The organism is Streptomyces sp. NPDC051578, from assembly GCF_044454045.1.
GTDB lineage: Bacteria > Actinomycetota > Actinomycetes > Streptomycetales > Streptomycetaceae > Streptomyces.
In genome coordinates this window covers 1,641,382-1,659,947 of sequence record NZ_JBITDH010000001.1, presented here as the reverse complement: position 1 = coordinate 1,659,947, position 18,566 = coordinate 1,641,382, and the positions used below count along the sequence as shown (strand labels likewise).

The 18,566-nt window shown below is 74.2% G+C and carries 16 protein-coding genes; 10 read left to right on the top strand and 6 right to left on the bottom strand.

Translation table 11 applies throughout. The features are described from left to right. Positions 1 to 90: 90 nt before the first annotated feature. The 4 genes from ACIA6C_RS07365 to ACIA6C_RS07350 form a co-directional block, all read right to left on the bottom strand. Positions 91 to 393 carry a hypothetical protein gene (locus tag ACIA6C_RS07365; RefSeq protein WP_366082794.1) on the bottom strand — a complete coding sequence of 101 codons (303 nt, stop codon included), beginning with the start codon at positions 391 to 393 and terminating at the stop codon, positions 91 to 93. Between the two features lie 140 nt (positions 394 to 533). After that, positions 534 to 761: a DUF3107 domain-containing protein gene (locus ACIA6C_RS07360; protein ID WP_361128997.1), complete on the bottom strand. Its 228-nt coding sequence runs from the start codon at positions 759 to 761 to the stop codon at positions 534 to 536. A gap of 146 nt (positions 762 to 907) precedes the next feature. After that, entirely contained in the window at positions 908 to 1,546 is a 639-nt protein-coding gene (locus tag ACIA6C_RS07355) for a TetR/AcrR family transcriptional regulator (protein ID WP_361128994.1), read from the bottom strand. Positions 1,547 to 1,682: 136 nt separating this feature from the next. Then, positions 1,683 to 1,898, bottom strand: a complete 216-nt coding sequence (locus tag ACIA6C_RS07350) for a hypothetical protein (RefSeq protein ID WP_329198055.1) — start codon at positions 1,896 to 1,898, stop codon at positions 1,683 to 1,685. Positions 1,899 to 2,020: 122 nt separating this feature from the next. On the opposite strand from ACIA6C_RS07350, the gene ACIA6C_RS07345 reads away from it, so the two are divergent. The 7 genes from ACIA6C_RS07345 (at position 2,021) to moeZ (ending at position 10,385) form a co-directional block, all read left to right on the top strand. Then, entirely contained in the window at positions 2,021 to 3,130 is a 1,110-nt protein-coding gene (locus tag ACIA6C_RS07345) for an alpha/beta fold hydrolase (RefSeq protein ID WP_399273521.1), read from the top strand. Positions 3,131 to 3,135: 5 nt separating this feature from the next. After that, on the top strand, positions 3,136 to 4,419 hold the full coding sequence (locus ACIA6C_RS07340; protein ID WP_399273519.1) for a DUF3152 domain-containing protein: 1,284 nt from the start codon (positions 3,136 to 3,138) through the stop codon (positions 4,417 to 4,419). A 208-nt stretch (positions 4,420 to 4,627) separates the two neighbouring features. Further along, on the top strand, positions 4,628 to 6,352 hold the full coding sequence (locus ACIA6C_RS07335; RefSeq protein WP_399273517.1) for a DUF3492 domain-containing protein: 1,725 nt from the start codon (positions 4,628 to 4,630) through the stop codon (positions 6,350 to 6,352). Further along, positions 6,349 to 7,245, top strand: a complete 897-nt coding sequence (locus ACIA6C_RS07330) for a hypothetical protein (protein WP_399273515.1) — start codon at positions 6,349 to 6,351, stop codon at positions 7,243 to 7,245. Before ACIA6C_RS07335 ends, ACIA6C_RS07330 begins: the two co-directional genes overlap by 4 nt. Before the next feature lie 102 nt (positions 7,246 to 7,347). After that, on the top strand, positions 7,348 to 8,358 hold the full coding sequence (locus ACIA6C_RS07325; RefSeq protein ID WP_361128979.1) for an NAD-dependent epimerase/dehydratase: 1,011 nt from the start codon (positions 7,348 to 7,350) through the stop codon (positions 8,356 to 8,358). Then, on the top strand, positions 8,346 to 9,128 hold the full coding sequence (locus ACIA6C_RS07320) for a spherulation-specific family 4 protein (RefSeq protein WP_399273513.1): 783 nt from the start codon (positions 8,346 to 8,348) through the stop codon (positions 9,126 to 9,128). Before ACIA6C_RS07325 ends, ACIA6C_RS07320 begins: the two co-directional genes overlap by 13 nt. A 78-nt stretch (positions 9,129 to 9,206) precedes the next feature. Beyond that, the gene (moeZ, locus tag ACIA6C_RS07315) at positions 9,207 to 10,385 is read left to right on the top strand and encodes an adenylyltransferase/sulfurtransferase MoeZ (protein ID WP_136213940.1); all 1,179 of its coding nucleotides are present in this window, start codon (positions 9,207 to 9,209) and stop codon (positions 10,383 to 10,385) included. A 107-nt stretch (positions 10,386 to 10,492) separates the two neighbouring features. Here moeZ and ACIA6C_RS07310 read toward each other — a convergent pair whose 3' ends face one another. After that, positions 10,493 to 12,100 carry an alpha/beta hydrolase gene (locus tag ACIA6C_RS07310; protein WP_399273511.1) on the bottom strand — a complete coding sequence of 536 codons (1,608 nt, stop codon included), beginning with the start codon at positions 12,098 to 12,100 and terminating at the stop codon, positions 10,493 to 10,495. Positions 12,101 to 12,193: 93 nt separating this feature from the next. Between ACIA6C_RS07310 and ACIA6C_RS07305 the strand changes: the two genes are divergently transcribed. After that, entirely contained in the window at positions 12,194 to 12,904 is a 711-nt protein-coding gene (locus tag ACIA6C_RS07305) for a MerR family transcriptional regulator (protein ID WP_399273509.1), read from the top strand. Positions 12,905 to 13,175: 271 nt separating this feature from the next. Here ACIA6C_RS07305 and ACIA6C_RS07300 read toward each other — a convergent pair whose 3' ends face one another. Further along, positions 13,176 to 16,028 carry a YbhN family protein gene (locus ACIA6C_RS07300; protein WP_399273507.1) on the bottom strand — a complete coding sequence of 951 codons (2,853 nt, stop codon included), beginning with the start codon at positions 16,026 to 16,028 and terminating at the stop codon, positions 13,176 to 13,178. Between the two features lie 119 nt (positions 16,029 to 16,147). On the opposite strand from ACIA6C_RS07300, the gene ACIA6C_RS07295 reads away from it, so the two are divergent. Both ACIA6C_RS07295 and ACIA6C_RS07290 read left to right on the top strand, forming a co-directional pair. Continuing rightward, positions 16,148 to 16,495 carry an MGMT family protein gene (locus ACIA6C_RS07295; RefSeq protein WP_366082532.1) on the top strand — a complete coding sequence of 116 codons (348 nt, stop codon included), beginning with the start codon at positions 16,148 to 16,150 and terminating at the stop codon, positions 16,493 to 16,495. Between the two features lie 351 nt (positions 16,496 to 16,846). Beyond that, a partial coding sequence (locus ACIA6C_RS07290; protein ID WP_399274518.1) for a UvrD-helicase domain-containing protein occupies positions 16,847 to 18,566 on the top strand: 1,720 nt, incomplete at its 3' end.

Sequence of the window (18,566 nt, the reverse complement as noted above, 5' to 3'; positions counted from 1 at the left end):
CGTGCGGTGCCCGGCGGTCTGCGGGTCAGTCCCGCGTGGCCTGCGGGTCAGCCCCGCGTGGCCTGCGGACCGGCCCCGCGCGGTCGCGGGTCAGCCCCGCGTAGGAAGCGAAAACGGAGGCCGCCTGCGGGACCGGCCGGATCCCCCGGCGGGCCGGAGCAGCAGCGACAGCACCACCGCGGACACCATCACGGACCCCAGCAGCGTCGCCGCCAGCGTGTTGTGCCCGGGGCCCAGCGACATGTGCGTCAGGTACGCCCCGAACAGCGCCCCCGCCACCCCGCTCACCAGCACCGTTCTGGAAGAAGGCAACCGCTCCCCGAGCGCGCGCACGGCCGCCCCGGCAAGAGCTAGTCCCAGCAGACCGGAGCCGAGCGCTTCCATCAGCAGCATGAGGTCCCTTCCCTACGTCGGCGGGCGTTTCCGGGGTGCAGCAGTGCGCTCCTACCCGAAGCGGAAGAAAGGGAAACGGCCCGGCGGATCCATCCGCCGGGCCGTCACTCTCGGTCTGCCTGGAACCGGGGTCACGCCCCTCAGAGCGCGCCGAAGCCCACCCTGCGCCCGCTCGGCTCGCCCAGGTCGACGTACGACAGGCGGTCGGACGGCACCAGGACCTTGCGGCCCTTGGCGTCGGTCAGGCTCAGCAGCGGCACCGTGCCGGACAGCGCCGCCGTGACGATGCCCTCCAGCTCCTCGGCGCTCAGGTCGCTCTCCAGCACGATCTCCCGGGGTGCGTGCTGCACGCCGATCTTGACCTCCACGGCTTTGTCCCTCCGACGATCCGGTTCGCGCGATCAGCCGCGCCGTACCCGGTCCACATTAGCCCGGAGAGGGGACACGATCGGCTCGCGGCGGACACGCTCGCAGCGAACAGCGGCCCCCGGCGCGGCAGGCCCGCGCCCCGGCCTCAGCCCTCGGTGCCGTGCAGCGGGAAACCGGCGATGCCGCGCCAGGCGAGCGAGGTCAGCAGACCCACCGCGGTGTCGCGGGCGACCGGGCTCTCGCTCGACAGCCAGTACCGGGCCACGACCTGCGAGACACCGCCCAGACCCACCGCCAGCAGCATCGACTCGTCCTTCGACAGGCCGGTGTCCTCCGCGATGACGTCGGAGATCGCCTCGGCGCACTGGAGCGAGACCCGGTCGACGCGCTCGCGCACCGCCGGCTCGTTCGTCAGGTCCGACTCGAACACCAGCCGGAACGCGCCGCCCTCGTCCTCCACGTACGCGAAGTAGGCGTCCATGGTCGCCTCGACGCGCAGCTTGTTGTCGGTCGTCGACTCCAGCGCCGTGCGCACCGCCAGCAGCAGCGCCTCGCAGTGCTGGTCCAGCAGCGCGAGGTAGAGGTCGAGCTTGCCGGGGAAGTGCTGGTAGAGGACTGGCTTGCTGACACCCGCGCGCTCGGCGATGTCGTCCATCGCCGCCGCGTGGTACCCCTGCGCGACGAAAACCTCCTGGGCCGCGCCCAGGAGCTGGTTGCGTCGGGCGCGGCGCGGCAGTCGCGTGCCCCGGGGACGCGCTGCGTCCGTCTGCTCGATGGCTGTCACGCCGCCTCCCACTTTCTCTAAGAACACACTGCGCTCTGCGCCGCGCCGCCATCGTACTTTTCGGTAACCGAATCTGGTGGGTTCAGGCCGAGTTTTCTCGCTGTACGGACCACTCCCGACCGACCGGACACGCTGGTCAGCGGTAGTCGTCCTCGTCCAGCGGGACCACCCGTGCCTGCTCGAAGGCGTCTCCGTCGGTGGCCTCGTCCCGGTCCACACCGGTCGGCCGGTCGTCGTCGTGCGGCTGGACGTCGGTGTGCTGCTCCGCGGCATCCGCCTCGGGCGTCTCCGGGTCGGGAAACTCCCGGAGCTCCTCCTGGAAACTGTCCGGTTCGGCAGGATCGACCGTCATACCGCTCCCCTCGCCTTCGCTCGTCTCCCTATGAGCCTAGGAGGATCGCGGTTACGCCGCCAGGTGGTCCTGTGACCGCCGACACAAGGGGCCGGGTGTGATCGTCTCGTAACATTGCCCCCATGTCTTCGACGGAGCTGCCGGGTGTGAAGGCCGCAGCCGAGCTGACCTCCCAGGTGGGGGGCGCCCGGGTGGCCGAGGGGGAGCGGCTGCGCACGGCCCCGCTGTCCGGCCTGGAGCTGAACGTACGTTTCCGGCCACCTGTACGGGAAGGACTGCCGCCCGCCCTGTTCGTGCACGGGCTCGGCGGTTCCTCGCAGAACTGGTCGGCGCTCATGGAGCAGCTGGCCGGCGACGTGGACTGCGAAGCGGTCGACCTGCCCGGGTTCGGCTGGTCACCGCCGCCCGCCGACCGGGACTACTCCGTCACCGGCCTGGCCCGCGTGGTCATCCGCTACCTGGACGCCGCCGGACGCGGGCCGGTGCACCTGTTCGGGAACTCCCTGGGCGGCGCCGTCTCCACCCGGGTGGCGGCCGTGCGGCCCGACCTCGTACGGACCCTGACGCTGGTTTCGCCCGCGCTGCCGGAGCTGCGCGTACAGCGGTCGGCGGTGCCCACCGCCCTGCTGGCGCTGCCCGGAGTCGCCACCCTGTTCGGCCGCCTCACCCGCGGCATGAGCGCGGAACAGCGCACCAGGGGGGTGACGGCCCTCTGTTACGGAGACCCCTCACGGGTGACGTCGGAGGGCTTCGAGGCCGCCGTCGAGGAGATGGAACGGCGGATGGCCCTGCCGTACTTCTGGGACGCGATGACCCGCTCGTCGCGCGGCATCGTCGACGCCTACACCCTCGGTGGCCAGCACGGACTGTGGCGGCAGGCGCAGCGGGTGCTCGCGCCGACCCTGCTGATCTACGGCGGCCGCGACCAGCTCGTCTCGTTCCGCAAGGCGCACAAGGCGGCCGCGGCCTTCCGCGGTTCACGGCTGCTGAGTCTGCCCGAGGCGGGCCACGTGGCGATGATGGAGTACCCGGAGGTGGTTGCCACGGCCTTCCGGGAACTGATGCGGGACACCGAACGCGCGCGCCAGACTGCTGCCGGGAAGCAGACGGCCGGGCTCACGGCCGGGCGGCCGGAAGAACCCGGCCCGCGCGGACCGAACGAGCAGCGCGAACAGAGCGAGCAGAGCGAAGACACGGCAGACACGGCAGACATCGAAGACGGCAGAGGCTGAGACGAGTGGGACGACATAGTCGCAAGGGCTCCGCCCCCACCAGGCCCGCGCCGTCGGTGGAGTCCGCGCCGGACGAGCGCCCGCGGGAATCCGTCCGGGGCCCGGCGCACGGCGCCGCCTTCGACGCGTTCGGCTCCGTCGCACCGCCCCGCGAGGAGCGGCCGGCCGGGCATCCCGAACAGCGGGAGCCCGGTGGCGCATGGGGCTCCGGGCCGTCGACCGGCACCGGCATCGCGTACGGGGACTGGCGCGGGGTGCCGCGGGTGCGCGTGGTGGCGCCGCCTGCCGGACGGGACGGCGACACCCCGGCGTTCGGCACCCCCGTGGTCGTCTTCCCCGGGCCCCGTACCCCGCCCGTCGCGCCGGAGCGCGGACCCGAACCGCGGACGCCCGAACCGCAGACGCCCGAACCGCAGACCCGGCCGGAACCGCTGACGGCGCCCGAGCCGGAGCCCGCGCCCGGGTCCGGCCGCGGCACGAAGATCCGTACCTACACCGGCATGGCCGCGGCGGCCGTGACCACCGTGCTCGCCGTCGTCGTGGCCGGGCAGGTGGCCGGCCGGAGCGACGGCGACACCGGTCCGGTCCGGGCCGCCGCGGGCAGCGCCAAGGACCGGCCGGTCGCCGGGCAGTCGCCGGCGTCACGCTCCGAGGGCCGGGCAACGCCCGAGGTGGTCCCGGCGGAGCTGACCTACGAGCAGAAGATGGCCCAGCAGCTGCCGATCGACGCGAAGCTGACCGGTACGGGCCTCTTCGACACCGTCCCGGGCATCGCCAAGGCCCCGGGCAAGGGGAAGCTGATGCGGTACCGGGTCGACGTGGAGCAGGGGCTGGGCCTGGACCCCCAGTTGTTCGCGGAGGCGGTGCAACGCACCCTCAACGACCCGCGCAGCTGGGCGCACAACGGGGAGATGACCTTCGAGCGGGTCCCGGGCGGCGAGGCCGACTTCGTGATCACCCTCGCGAGCCCCGGCACCACCGGTGTGTGGTGCGCCAAATCCGGGCTGGACACCACCGTCGACAACGTCTCCTGCGACTCCGCGGCGACCGAACGCGTGATGATCAACGCGTTCCGCTGGGCCCAGGGTTCCCCGACCTACGGCGCGGACCAGATGTTCGCCTACCGCCAGATGCTCATCAACCACGAGGTCGGGCACCGACTGGGACACGGTCACGTCAACTGCCGCACGCCGGGAGCGCTCGCCCCGATCATGCAGCAGCAGACGAAGTCCCTCGACATCGACAACATCGCCTGCAAACCCAACCCCTGGGTGTATCCCGGCAATTGACGCCCGCCGAACGACGGACCGGGCGCGGCCGGTGCCTTTTTAGCGCGCTCGAACGCGGTCCGCAGGCGAAAGTTACGACTCTTCACCCCTTCCGGTGGCGCGATGGACAACCGTCCGTCGCGCCTTCGGCATATCGGCTTGAGTTCTCCCGCGGCGGGTCGACGGACCGACGGAGACCGCCTGTAACGGGAGATCGGGGGTGCCACTCGTGCGGATCGGACTGCTCACGGAAGGTGGTTATCCGTATGCGTCAGGAGAGGCCGGAGCGTGGTGCGACCGGCTCGTGCGCGGACTGCCGCAGCACGCGTTCGAGCTCTACGCGCTGAGCCGCAGCGCCGAACAGGAAGGGCGCGGCCGCGTGCCGCTGCCCGGCAACGCCACCCTGGTGCGGACCGCCTCGCTGTGGGCCCCCGCCGACGACGGGCGCCGCCCCTCCCGGCGCGAGCGCCGTCGGTTCGCCGACTGCTTCGGCGACCTGGTCCGCGGGATCTGCGCGGGCGAGGCCGGCCCCTTCGCCGCCGGGCTGTACGGACTGGCCGAACTCGCCCGCGAGCAGGGCGGGCTGTCCGCCGCCCTGCGCTCGGAAACCGCCGTACGGGCGGTGGAGGCGGGCTGCCGCGCACCGGGTGCGGGCCGCGCCCTTCAGGCCGCCCGGGTCCCGGACCTGCTGGAGTTCGTGGACGAACTGGAGCGCCTCCTGCGGCCCTTGTCCCTCGACTGGTACGGGGACCTCGGCCGGGTCGACGTGTGCCACGCCACCGCCGGCGGGACCGCGGCGCTCCCCGGACTGCTGACCAAACGCTTCTTCGGGGTCCCGCTGCTGGTCACCGAGTACGGGGTGCGGCTGCGGGCCCACTACCTGGAGCACTCCCCGGACCAGCGCCCCGCCGTACGCGCCCTCCTGGCGGCCTTCCACGGCCGCCTGGCCGCCGAGATCTATGCCCGGGCCGACCTGCTCACCCCCGGGAACGCCCACGCACGCCGCTGGCAGGAGCGGTGCGGGGCCGCACGGGAGCGGGTGCGCACGGTCCACCCGGGGATGGAGGCGGACCGATTCGCCACCGTCGGGGAGGACCCCGGCTGCGGAGACCCGGACACGCTCGTGTGGGTCGGCCGGATAGAGCCGGCCAAGGACCTCGTCGCCCTGCTGCACGCCTTCGCCGAGGTGCGCAGGGCCGAGCCGCAAACGCGGCTGCGGATCTTCGCCACCGCCGCGGTCCCCGGCTACCTGGCCGAATGCCGCTCCCTGGCCGCGCAGCTCTTCCCCGACGAGGCCGCCGACGCGATCACGATGGGGGAGAGTCCGGTCACCTTCGAGGGGATCGGCGGACCCGAGGCCCCGTCGGCGGCCGACGCCTACGGGGCGGGGCGGGTGGTGCTGCTGTCCTCGGTGATCGAGGGGTTCCCGCTCACCCTCGCCGAAGCGATGTTCTGCGGCCGGGCCACCGTCTCCACCGACGTGGGCGCGGTGTGCGAGGTCATCGGCGGGACCGGCCTGGTGGTACCGCCGCGCAACCCCAAGGCCCTGGCCGAGGCCTGCCTGTCGCTGCTCCGGGACCCCGAGCGGGCGCAGCGGCTCGGAGCGGCCGCCCGGGCGCGGGCCCTGGAACTGTTCACCGTCGAGCAGAACGTGGCCGCGTTCAGCGACCTCTACCTGCTCCTGCTCGCCCAGGGCCCGGCCCGGTCCGGAGGGGGGATCCCCTTCGCCCAGCCGCCGGAGGCGCGGGTCCCGGGGCACTGGACGACGCCGACCTGGGCGACGGTGCCCGAAGCCGCCGCGGAACCGCCGCCGGAGCCCGCGCCCGCGCCGGCGTCCGGGCCCGCGCCGGCGTCCGCGGCTCCGCCCGCTCCCGTGCCGGGACGGGACGCTGTGCCCGAGCCCCTGCCCGCCCCTCTGGCCGGGTCCGCGTCGGCTGCGGAGGCGGCGGCATGACCCTCGACGACACCGGGCTGCGGCCCGACCCTGCGGCCGCCCCGCGCCGGCGGGCCGCCGGGGACCCCGTCAAGGCGCTGCTGCACAGCCACCGCGACCTGTGCGAACGCGCCGTCGACCCGCTGGAGATCGCCGCCGGGCTCGAAGCCCACGGCATCACCGACCGCACCGCCGCGCGCTTTCGGCACCGGGACGTCTTCTCCCTCGCCGAGGAGCTCTACGCCCGCACCCCGCGCGGCGAGACCCGGGCCGTGCGGGCCCCGGCCGGCGCCGTCACCCCGGGCGCGCTGCGCCGCTTCGGCTGCGCCCTGCTGCCCGGAGCCGTCGCGCTCGGGGCCGTCGCCGCCCGCCTGCCGTGGGCCGGCGCCGTCGCGGTGGCCGTCACCGTCGCCGCGCTCGTGTGGCCCGGGCGGACCGCCGGGGGGCGGTTCCCCGGCCTGTCGCACCTGCTCGCGGCGGCCGCCGTCGGCTGGGCCGTCCAGCGGCACGGCCCCGCCCTCGGCGTCGCCCTCGCCCTGGCCGTGGCCCCCGGGCACCTGGCCGCCACCGCCTTCGCGGCGCGTGCCCGGCGCGGCCTGGCCGGGAGCCGGGTCCTGGAGGACTTCGCCGCCGGGGTGCGGCCGCTGCTGGTCGCCGCCGTCGCCGCTTTCACCGCGGCCGCCGCGGGGGCCGCCGTACTCGCCTCGGCACCGCCGGCCGTGGCCGTCCCCCTCGCGGCGCTGCTCTTCCTGACCCGGGTGCTGCTCGCCCACGGTGCGCACCGGGCGCCCGTCGCGGCCGCCCTGGCGGTGGCCCTCGTACCGGTCCCGGCGGCCCCGCTCGCCGCCGCCGCGGGACTCCTCGTACACGCCGTCTTCGCGCTGTCCCGTGCGTCCGCACACGCGCGTCCCTGAGCCCTTCGGACACCGACGCCGGAGCGCCGTACCCCTACCACCCCACCCAGACCCAAGGAGAAACAGGATGACCGGCCAGCCAACCAACCAAGGGGCCGCGCGATGAGGGTGCTGCTGATCGGAGCCAACGGATACCTCGGCCGCTACGTCGCCGACCGGCTGCTCGCCGACCCCGCCGTACAGCTCACCGCGCTCGGCCGGGGCGACGACGCCGACGTCCGCTTCGACCTCGCCACCGGCAGCCCGGGGGCCCTCACCCGGTTCCTGGACGCCGTCCACCCGGGCGTCGTCATCAACTGCGCGGGCGCCACCCGCGGCGGCGCCCGCGAGCTGACCCGTCACAACACCGTGGCCGTCGCCACCATCTGCGAGTCGCTGCGCCGCAGCGGCTGCGGGGCCCGGCTCGTCCAGCTGGGCTGCGCCGCCGAGTACGGGCCCAGCCAGCCCGGATCCTCCACGGCCGAGGACGCCGTCCCGAGACCGGGCGGACCGTACGGCGTCAGCAAGCTCGCCGCGACCGAGCTGGTGCTCGGCTCCGGGCTGGACGCTGTCGTACTGCGGATCTTCTCGCCCGTCGGCCCCGGCACGCCCGCCGGATCCCCCCTCGGCCGGCTCGCCGAGGCCATGCGGCGGGCCATGCAGTCCGGCGACGGGGAGCTCAAGCTCAGTGGGCTCGGGGTGCAGCGCGACTTCGTCGACGTGCGCGACGTGGCCCGGGCGGTGCACGCGGCCTCCCTCTCCGCCGCCCAGGGCGTCGTCAACATCGGCACCGGCCGTGCGGTCCGGCTGCGCGACGCGGCGGCCGTACTGGCCCGGGTCGCGGGATACGGCGGCTCCCTGCACGAACTGGACGTACCGCACGGCGGCGCGCAGCACCCGCTCTCGCACGGGCACCCGGGACGCCCGCAGGGCCTGCCCGCCATCGGCTCCCCGCGCGCCGAGGCCACGGCCGAGCAGCTCGCCGCCGCCCCCCAGGCCCCGTACCCCGACGGCTGCGGGAGCTGGCAGCAGGCCGACGTCCGCACCGCCCGCGACCGGCTCGGCTGGCGGCCCCGGATCAACCTGGAGGAGTCCCTGGCCGACATCTGGATGGAGGCGGCGTGCCGCATCTGACGACGCCGCCCCAGGCCGCCGCGACCGGGGCGGCCCGCCTGGGCCTGGGCACCCCCGGCTACGCGCACCCGCTGCTCGCCCCCGTGGAGTGGGCCGAGCTGACCCGGCCCGGGACGCCGCTGCACTGGGCGGTGCTCAACGTCGCGGACGGCCCGGGCGGCCGGCCCGACGCGCACTGCGCGGAGGCGGCCGCGCGGCTGCGCGACGCGGGCGACCCGGCCGGCTCGGGAGGCTCGGCCGGCCCGGGACGCCGTCTCCTCGGCCGTCTCGCCATGCGGGACGGGGCGCGGTCGTTCGCGGAGCTGATCGGCGACGCCCACCGCTTCCGGGACTGGTACGGGGTCGGCGGCTTCTACCTGGCCGACACCCCGGCGGACCGGGAGGACCTGCCCTCGGTGCGCCGCGTGGTGGACGCCCTGCGCGGCCTCGGCGAGGGTCTCCGTATCGTGCTGGACCACGGCACCCACCCCTACGAGGGGTTCGCGGAGACCGCCGACCAGCTGGTCACCTTCTCCGGTGCCTGGGCCGATTACCGCTGGTCGCTGGTGGCGGAGTGGACGGCCGAGTACCCGCCGGAGCTCTTCTGCCACCTGGTGCACGGGGTGCCGCGCACCCACCTGGACGAGGCGCTGCGGATCGCCCGCTGGCAGGGCGCCGGGACGGTCTGGTTCACCGACCGGCGCGGGGCCTGCGACCGTGACCCCTGGGCGTCGATGCCCGGGTACTGGGACGAAATCGTCTCGCGGATCGGACCGGGTGTCTCGGAATGAAGAAGGGCGTGGCAGTGTTACGGGAGAGAACAGCCTACAAATGCTCCCCGCGTCCGCGGGGATGACCCTGGAGTCCCCGTGTCGCTGCCACCCCTGGTCGAGCCAGCAGCTGAGCTCACCGTTGACGAGGTCCGCCGGTACTCGCGTCACCTGATCATCCCCGACGTCGGGATGGACGGCCAGAAGCGCCTCAAGAACGCCAAGGTGCTGGCCGTCGGCGCCGGCGGCCTCGGCTCGCCCGCCCTCATGTACCTGGCCGCGGCCGGCGTCGGCACGCTGGGCATCGTGGAGTTCGACGAGGTCGACGAGTCGAACCTCCAGCGCCAGATCATCCACAGCCAGGCGGACATCGGCCGTTCGAAGGCCGAGTCGGCCCGTGACAGCGTGCTGGGCATCAACCCGTACGTGAACGTGGTCCTTCACGAAGAGCGGCTCGAAGCCGAGAACGTGATGGAGATCTTCAGCCAGTACGACCTCATCGTCGACGGCACGGACAACTTCGCCACCCGCTACCTGGTCAACGACGCCTGCGTGCTGCTGAACAAGCCGTACGTGTGGGGCTCCATCTACCGCTTCGACGGCCAGGCCTCCGTCTTCTGGTCCGAGCACGGGCCCTGCTACCGCTGCCTGTACCCGGAGCCGCCGCCGCCGGGCATGGTCCCGAGCTGCGCCGAGGGCGGCGTGCTGGGCGTGCTCTGCGCGTCCATCGGCTCCATCCAGGTCACCGAGGCGATCAAGGTCCTCACGGGTGTCGGCGAGCCGCTGGTCGGCCGCCTGATGATCTACGACGCCCTGGAGATGCAGTACCGCCAGGTCAAGGTCCGCAAGGACCCCGACTGCGCCGTCTGCGGTCCGAACGCGACCGTCACCGAGCTCATCGACTACGAGGCCTTCTGCGGCGTCGTGTCGGAGGAGGCCCAGGAGGCGGCGGCCGGTTCGACGATCACTCCCAAGCAGCTCAAGGAGTGGATCGACAGCGACGAGCCGATCGAGATCATCGACGTCCGCGAGAAGAACGAGTACGAGATCGTCTCGATCCCGGGCGCGAGGCTGATCCCCAAGGGCGAGTTCCTGATGGGCACGGCCCTCCAGGACCTCCCGCAGGACAAGCGCATCGTCTTGCATTGCAAGACGGGTGTCCGCAGTGCGGAAGTCCTCGCGGTCTTGAAGTCCGCGGGCTTCTCCGACGCGGTGCACGTCGGCGGCGGAGTCATCGGCTGGGTCCACCAGATCGAGCCGGAGAAGCCGGTCTACTGATCCGTCCACACGCCGAGGGGCCGTACCGCGCACGCGCGCGGTGCGGCCCCCTCGGCGTGTACGGCCGCGGCCGTGGCAGCTGCGGTCGCGGCGGCGGCCGTTGCTGCTCAGGCGTCGCCGGCGTCGCCCGGCTGCTCCGGCAGCGACGGCCGGGCCGACGGGTTCTGGCTCGGGGTGCAGACCTTGCCCGCGCCCGGCACCTTCCCGTCCAGCAGGTAGGCGTTCGTCGTCTGCTGCACGCACGGGTCGCCGCTGTTGTACGCGCCGTGCCCCTGGCCCTTGTACGTCAGCTCCACGCCGACGCCGGGGCCGAGCCGCTCCACCATCTTGCGCGCGCCCTCGTACGGCGTCGCCGGGTCGCCGGTGTTGCCGATCACCAGGATCGGGGCGGAACCGCGGGCGGAGACGTCCGGAGTGTCCCAGGCACCCGCGACCGGCCAGTCCGTGCAGCTCATCAGCGCCCAGCCGAGGAAGTCGCCGAAGACGGGCGAAGCCGAACGGAACTGCGGCAGCTTCGACTTCGTCTGCGCCAGCGTGAAGCGCTGCTTGGAGTCGGCGCAGTTGATCGCCGTGTTCGCCGCCCCGATGTTGCTGTAGCGGCCCTGCTGGTCACGGCCGTTGAGGGCGTCCGACAGCGCCATCAGCAACTGCCCCTGCCCGCCCTCGGCCTCGTCCAGCCCCTGTTCCAGCAGGGGCCAGAGCTCCTTGGAGTAGAGCGCCTGGGCGATGCCGTTGGTGGCGGCGGAATCGGTGAGCTGCCGGCCGGGGAGGCCGGGGATCGGCTTGGCCGCCAGCTGCTTCTGGAGCCGGGTGACGTTCTCCTCGATCTCCTTCGCGGTGCTGCCCTGGAGGCGGCAGGCGTCACCGCGGTTCACACAGTCCTGAGCGAAGTTGTCGAGCGCCAGCTGGAAGCCCTTTGCCTGGCCGAGCGCTCCCTGCTCCGAGGTCTGGCTCGGGTCCACCACGGCGTCGAAGACGGCCCGGCCGACGTTCTTCGGGAAGAGGTGGGCGTAGACCCCGCCGAGTTCGGTCCCGTAGGAGATGCCGAAGTAGTTCAGCTTCTCGTCGCCGAGCGCCTGGCGGATCCGGTCCATGTCGCGGGCGGCGTTCTCGGTGCCGACGTGAGGCAGGACCTTGCCGGAGTTGCGCTCGCAGGCCTGCCGGTACCGCTGGATGTTGTCGACGAACGTCTTCTCCTGCTGCGGCGTCGCGGGCGTGGAGTCCGAGGCGTAGTACGCGTCCAGCTGCCGGTCGTCCTCGCAGCGCACGGGGGCGCTGCGGCCCACGCCGCGCGGGTCGAAGCTGACCAGGTCGTAGCGGGAGCGCAGCGCCTCGTACTCCTTGGCGGCGCCCGGAAGGGTGGTGATGCCGGAGCCGCCGGGGCCGCCGAAGTTGAAGAGGAGGGAGCCGATGCGCTTGTCCTTGTCGCGCGCCTTGGCTCGGATCAGGGCCAGTTGAATCGTTTCTCCCTCGGGTTTGGCGTAATCGAGGGGCACGTCGATGGTGGCGCACTGCCAGTCCTTGCCGGGGGCCTGCCCGCCGCCCTCGGCGGCGGTGGGGGCGTCGCACTCCCCCCATTTCAGGGCCTTGGGGGCGTTGCTGCCTGAGGTCGGCTTGTCCTTCTCCTTGCCGTCGCCGGAGGAACAGGCGCTGGCGGTGAGCAGCGCGGCGGTGACGGCTGCGGCGGCGGTGACCCGCAGTGCGTTGGTCGGCATGTACCCCATCCTGTGGTCGGACGGGCCGCGGCGCGCGGGTGATGGGCCGTTCGGGGGTGTGCGGGGCGGGGCCGGACGTGGTCACCTGTATCCATGGAACACGCCCAGTGGGTCGGGATCGGCGAAGCCGCCGCCCTGACCGGTACGACGCCGAACGTCATCCGGCACCTGCACCGGAGCGGGCTGCTGCCGGAGCCCGAGCGGGGCCCGGGCGAGCGCCGGCGGTACGGGTACGAGGACGTCGTCCGCATCATGTGGGTGCGGGGGATGACCGAACTGGGGACGCCGCCGACCGAGGTCCGGGCGGCCATGGAGCGCGCGGCGGCCGGGCGGGGCGATCTGCTGGCGGAGCTGGAGGCGGCGCTGGAGCGGCAGCGGGAACGGGCCCGCACGCTGCTGTCGACGGTACGCCGCCTGCGCGCCTGCGGAAGCGACCTGCGACTGGCGTCGTCCCAGCCCCCGTCGCCGGCGAGGGGGCACCGCGCGACCGCCCTGCACCCGCGGCTGCAGGCGGAGCAGCGCCGGCTGGAGCTGGAGATCGAGGTGCTCTCCGACCCGCAGTTCCCGCCGGACGACCCGCGCGTCGTCGCGCTGGCCCACGACTTCTCGGTCCACCTGCTGGCCCTGGAGGCGGCGGAACGCGCGGCGGACTTCCCGGAGCCGGACTTCATCGACTCCCCGCCCGGCCCCGCCACCCCGCTGCCGGCTTCCCTCCCCCTGCCGCCCACGATGTCCCCGGCCCTGTCCCGCCTGGCCCAACTCCTCACCTCCCACCACTCCCCGGCCGCCCGGGACCCCGGCTGACAGGGGACTCCGGCCGCCCGGGGACTTCCGGCCGCCCGGGACCGTGGCCGACGGGGACTCCGGCCGGCGCGGGGACTCAGGCTGACCGGGACGTGGCCGCCCGGGACCCCGGGCGCCCCGGGGACCCAGGCTGAAGCGGACCGTGGCCGTCGGGGCCCCGGCCGACCGGGGCCCGTCGCGCCGGACGCGTTGCCGGGGGAGCGCAGGGGCCGGGGCGGGCGCGGGCGAGCCGATGGTCCCGGCCCGGGGAGGATCCGTACGACCCGCGGAGCTAGATGGCTTCCTTGCGGGTCAGGAAGTTGAACGACAGCCAGCCCGGCAGGACCGGGAGCCAGAAGGTCATCAGGCGGAACAGGAGCACCGCCGAGATGGCGACCTCCTTCTCCAGCCCCGCCGCGATCAGGCCCAGCGTCAGCGTCGTCTCCACGGCGCCGATGCCGCCCGGCGTCGGCGCCGCCGACCCCAGCGCGTTGCCCGCCAGGAAGACCACCGCGATGCTCGCGTAGCTGATGGCCTGCCCGCCGCCGAACGCGCGGATCGACGCGTCCAGGCACATCACGAAGCACGCCGTCAGCAGCAGCATCCCGCCGATGCCCGTCATCAGCTTCTGCGGCCGCTGGAGCACGTCCAGCATCCGCGGCACCACGCCCGCGAACAGCGCCCGTACCCGCGTCACGACGAACTTCCGCAGGAACGGCACCGCCGTCACCACCAGCACCAGCACCGCGACCGTCAGCAGACCCGCGATGACCGTCCTCGACGGCGTCATCTCCGGGGTCTTCTCCGTCCCCGTCAGGTAACCGAAGGACAGCAGCAGCAGGACGTGGCTGGCCAGGCCGAACAGCTGCGAGGCACCCACACTCGCCACCGCCAGCCCCGGCCGCACACCGGCCCGCTGGAGGAAGCGCGTGTTCAGCGCGACACCGCCCACCGCCGCCGGGGCCACCAGCTTCACGAACGACCCGGCCACCTGAGCCACCACCGTCCGCCGGAACGACACCCGCTCCGGTACGAAGCCCAGCAGGCTCATCGCCGCGGCGAAGTAGCTGAGCGCCGAGAAGGCCAGAGCCGCCCCCACCCAGCCCCACTGGGCCTGCCCGACGATGGTCGCGAAGTCGACGTGGGCCAGCTGCGTGAGCAGGAAGTACGCCCCGAACGCCCCCGCGATGAACGAGACCAGCGTGCGCGGCCGGATCCGCTCCAGCCGGGCCGGCTCCACCGGCGCCTGCGGGCGGATCAGCAGCACCTGCCGGCGGATCTGGCTCAGCAGGTCCTCCTCGCGGGCCCCGTCGAGCGCGTCGTCCAGCGCCCGCTTCTCCGCCTTCCGGTCGGCCGCCGGGCTCGCGGCGGAGTCCGCCTCGCGCGCCGCCTTCGCCGCCCGCGAGGACTCCAGTACCGCCTCCCGCTCCCGGTCGGCCCGCTCCCGCGCCAGCCTGCGCAGCGTCGCCCGCGTCGAGCGGCTCAGCGCGATCGGCTGGAGCAGCGGCAGGCAGTCCGCCACCGCGTCCGGGCCGAGCACCGACACCGCCGAGGCGACCGACCGCTCCGCGCCGACCCGCAGGCCGAGCGTGGTCAGCAGCTGTGCGATGTCCATCCGCAGGACCAGGTCGCCGGCCGCGATCTCACCGCCCCGCAGGTCGGTGAGGATCACATTGCCGGAACGATCCACCACCAGGGCGTCCCCGGTGAGCCGCCGGTGCGCGATCCGCCGCGACTGCAGCGCCCGCACCTGCTCCCACGCGTTGCGCGTCAGCTCGTCGGTGATCTCCTCGTCGTGGAGGGAGTCCAGCGTCCGGCCGCCCAGGTGCTCGTACACGAGCATCACGGCGTCCGGCCCGAGTTCGGAGGTCGCGATCAGCTTCGGCGCGTTGGCCCCGGCCGCGATGGCGGCGTACGCGAGGAGGGCCTCCTGCTCCAGCGCCTGGCGCAGCGACTGCAGGCTGCGCCGGGTCGTGATGCCGCGCAGGGTGAGCCGGCGCCAGACCCGGTAGAAGAAGCCCTGCGCCTGCTGCTCCCGGTCGACGACGGTGACGTCCAGCGGCGGCCCGTCCTCCAGCGTCACGTGGTACCGGCGGCCCCGGTCGCTGACCTCGGAGGTCTCGGCGCTGTCCGGCGCCTCGGCGCGCATCGCGCTCACCGGCTGGAAGCCGACCCGGCGGAGCCCGGCGAGCAGGTTCTGCCCGGTGGGGCGGACGTTCGGGGAGCCGACCGCGTACAGCGTCCCGTACGCGACGCTCCAGCCGATCAGCACGGTCAGGATGATCGAGAAGGGCGTCGTGTAACCGCTGACCAGCATCGCGAAGGCGTCGAGCAGCAGGACGACCCACAGCGCGACCCGCCAGCGGGGGCGGCGGGTCATCCCGACGGCGGTCATGTAGGCGATGACGGGCGCGAGGTAGCCGTGCACCGGGTCGGTGAGGGTGCCGCCGACGCCGGTGGCGCGGGTCAGGGCGTCCTGGATCGTCCCGGGGGCGGCCTGGGAGACCCAGAGGTCGGTGGCGAGGGTCACGCCGTGCGCGAGGACCGCGGCGAGTACGCCGTCGGCGATGCGCAGACCGTCGCGCTTGATCAGCCGTTCGATGGCGAAGGCGACGGGCACGAGCAGTACGGCGATGCTCGACACCAGACCGGCGACCTTGATCAGTACGTCGGGTGCCTGGCCGGTGCCGTTGGAGATGTCCTGTTCGAGGCCGGCGGTGGTGCCGTGGGCGAAGGCGGAGATGCCGAGGACGACGGCGATGCCGAGGATGCCGACCAGGAGCCGGACGAGGTCGGAGGGCCGGTGGACGCGGGCGGCGAGGAGCGGCTCGTCGACCTCCACGCGGTCGGCGTCCGTCGGGGTGTGGCCGTGCGGACGCTCGGGGCTGTCGAGACCGTCGGCCTCGGCCTCGGCCTCGGCTTTGGGCTTGTCCTTGGCGCCGGGGACGTCGTCGACCTCGCCGGGTCGGCCGTCACCGCCGTCGAGGCCGCGGTCGCCACCCTTGCCGACGGGCTCCGGGCCCGGCTCCCGGCGGTCGTCGCGGGGCGTGTCTGGGCGTGCGCCGTCGTCCGACGTCGCGCCGTCGGGAGGGCTCACACCCTGCTCCTTCGCCGTCACTTCCGTCTCTTCTTGATCACGTATCACCAGTCACCGCCCGGAAGATGGTGGCACGGACCGGCGTACGCGCGGGGCAGCAGGGTGCGCGCCGGTGCGGAAGGAAACCTTCCACGGTGCTGTCGGTGGCGTGCGGCACCATGGTCCGGATGAGCGCAGAACTGCCCGAGTACGCGGAGCGGGTGCTGGAGGTGGCCGAGCGGATTCCGCCCGGCCGGGTGATGACGTACGGGGACGTCGCGGAGTGGCTCGGCGCGGGCGGACCACGCCAAGTCGGCCGCGTCATGGCCCTGTACGGCGGCGCCGTGCCCTGGTGGCGCGTGGTGCGCGCGGACGGACGGCCGCTGCCGGGCAGCGAGCACCGGGCCCTGGAGCACTACCGGGCCGAGGGCACACCGCTGCGCGAGAGCGCCGGCGGCGAGCCGCGGCTGGTGATGCGGCGGGCGCGCTGGGACGGCCGGGACGGACGTGACGGAGGCGACGAGGCTCACATCTGACAGCTTCGGCCATTGATGGCCCTGGCGGGAGGCCGAAGCCTCGTACGGGGGACGACACGAGGGGCCCGCGGGGCGATGTCCGGTCCCCGCCGAGGGCTGCGGGACGACTGCGGCGGGCGGTGCCGGTGGCGTAGCGTTGCCTCTTCGGCCGTCCCGCCCGGTGCGGCCGCGAGCGACGCCCCGGGCGCACCGCCCCGCGCGCCCGACGCACCCGTACCAGCCGAAACACCCGTACCACCCGCAGACCCACCAGGACCGGCACCCCACGTGATCACCTCCCCCTCCGACCGCTCAGAGCGGCGTACGCGTACCTCCGACGCGTACCGCCTGGTGCGCACCGGGCCGGAACGGGTGGCTCCCCCTGTCCTGGACGCAGCGCAACGGGCGGTGGTTGAGCACACCGGCGGACCTCTGCTGGTGCTGGCCGGGCCGGGTACCGGCAAGACCACCACGCTCATCGAGGCGGCGGCCGCCCGGGTCGAGGCGGGGACCGACCCGGCCCGCATCCTGATCCTGACCTTCAGCCGCAAGGCGGCCGTCGAACTGCGCGACCGGGCCGCCCTGCGGCTGGGCGGTGCCCGCGCCCCGCAGGCCACCACCTTCCACTCCTTCTGCTACGGCCTGGTCCGCGCCCACCAGGACACCGACCTCTTCGCCGACCCGCTGCGGCTGCTGTCCGGACCGGAGCAGGACGTGATGGTCCGCGCCCTGCTGGAGGGCCAGCGCCGGATCCGCTCCATCCGCTGGCCGGACGACCTGCGGGCCGCGCTGACCACCCGGGGTTTCGCGGACGAGGTCCGGGCCGTCCTGGCCCGCGCACGAGAGCTGGGCCTGGGACCGGACGCCCTGTCGGACTTCGCCGACCGCATCGGCCGCCCCGACTGGAAGGCGGCGGCCGCGTTCCTCTCCGAGTACCTCGACGTCCTGGACCTCCAGGGCGCCCTGGACTACGCGGAGCTCCTGCACCGCGCGGTGCTCCTCGCCGAGCGCACGCCCGCCCTGGCCTCCGCGTACGACGTGATCTACGTCGACGAGTACCAGGACACGGACGCCTCGCAGCTGCGGCTGCTGCGCGCGCTGAACGGGCCGGGCGGCACGCTGGTCGCCTTCGGCGACCCGGACCAGTCGATCTACGCGTTCCGGGGCGCCGACATCAACAACATCCTCGACTTCGAGGGCTCCTTCCCGGGCGCGCAGGTACGGGCCCTGACGGTCGGCCGGCGCTCGGCCGCCGCCCTGCTGGCCGCCACCCGCCTGCTGACCACCCGCATGCCGGTGCCGCGCCTGCCGTCGGCCGCCGTCCGGGCGCACCGGGCGCTGGAGCCCGTACGGGAGGGGGGCCGGGTGGAGGTGTACACCTACCCGACGGCCGGCGCCGAGCTCGACAACATCGCCGACATCCTGCGGCGCGCCCACCTCGAGGACGGCGTGCCGTGGCGGGACATGGCCGTCCTGGTCCGCGCCGGCGGCCGCACGCTCCCGGCGATGCGGCGCGCGCTGATCTCGGCCGGAGTCCCGGCGGAGACGGACGGCACGGACACCCCCCTCCGCCACGAGCCCGCCGTCGCCCCCCTCCTGACCGCCCTCCGCCTCACGGCGACGGCCGCCACCTCCCCCCCTACGCTGCCCACCCAAGCCCCGTCCGAGCCCGCCGACGCCCCGGGTACCGCGGCCCTCTCAGGGGCCGGCTCCGCCGAGGCACCGGCCCCGGTTTCCGAGCCCGCCGATGCCCCGGCGCTGTCCGCCCAAGCCCCGTCCGACCCTGCCGACGCGCCGGCGCTGCCCGCCCGAGCCCCGGGTGCCGCCGCCACTCCCAGGGCCGGCTCCGCCGAAGCACCGGCCCCGGTTTCCGAGCCCGCCGACGCATCCGCCCTGGCGGGAGACGCCGGTTCGGGCGCCCCCGGCCCCGCGCTGCCGGCGGGGGCCGGGTCGGCCGACGAGGCCGTCTCGGCGGTGCCGGGCGGAGCCCCGGCCGAGCCCGCCGACGCCCCGGGTACCGCGGCCCTCTCCGGGGCCGGCTCTGCCGAAGCACTGGCCCCGGTTTCCGAGCCCGCCGACGCATCCGCCCTGG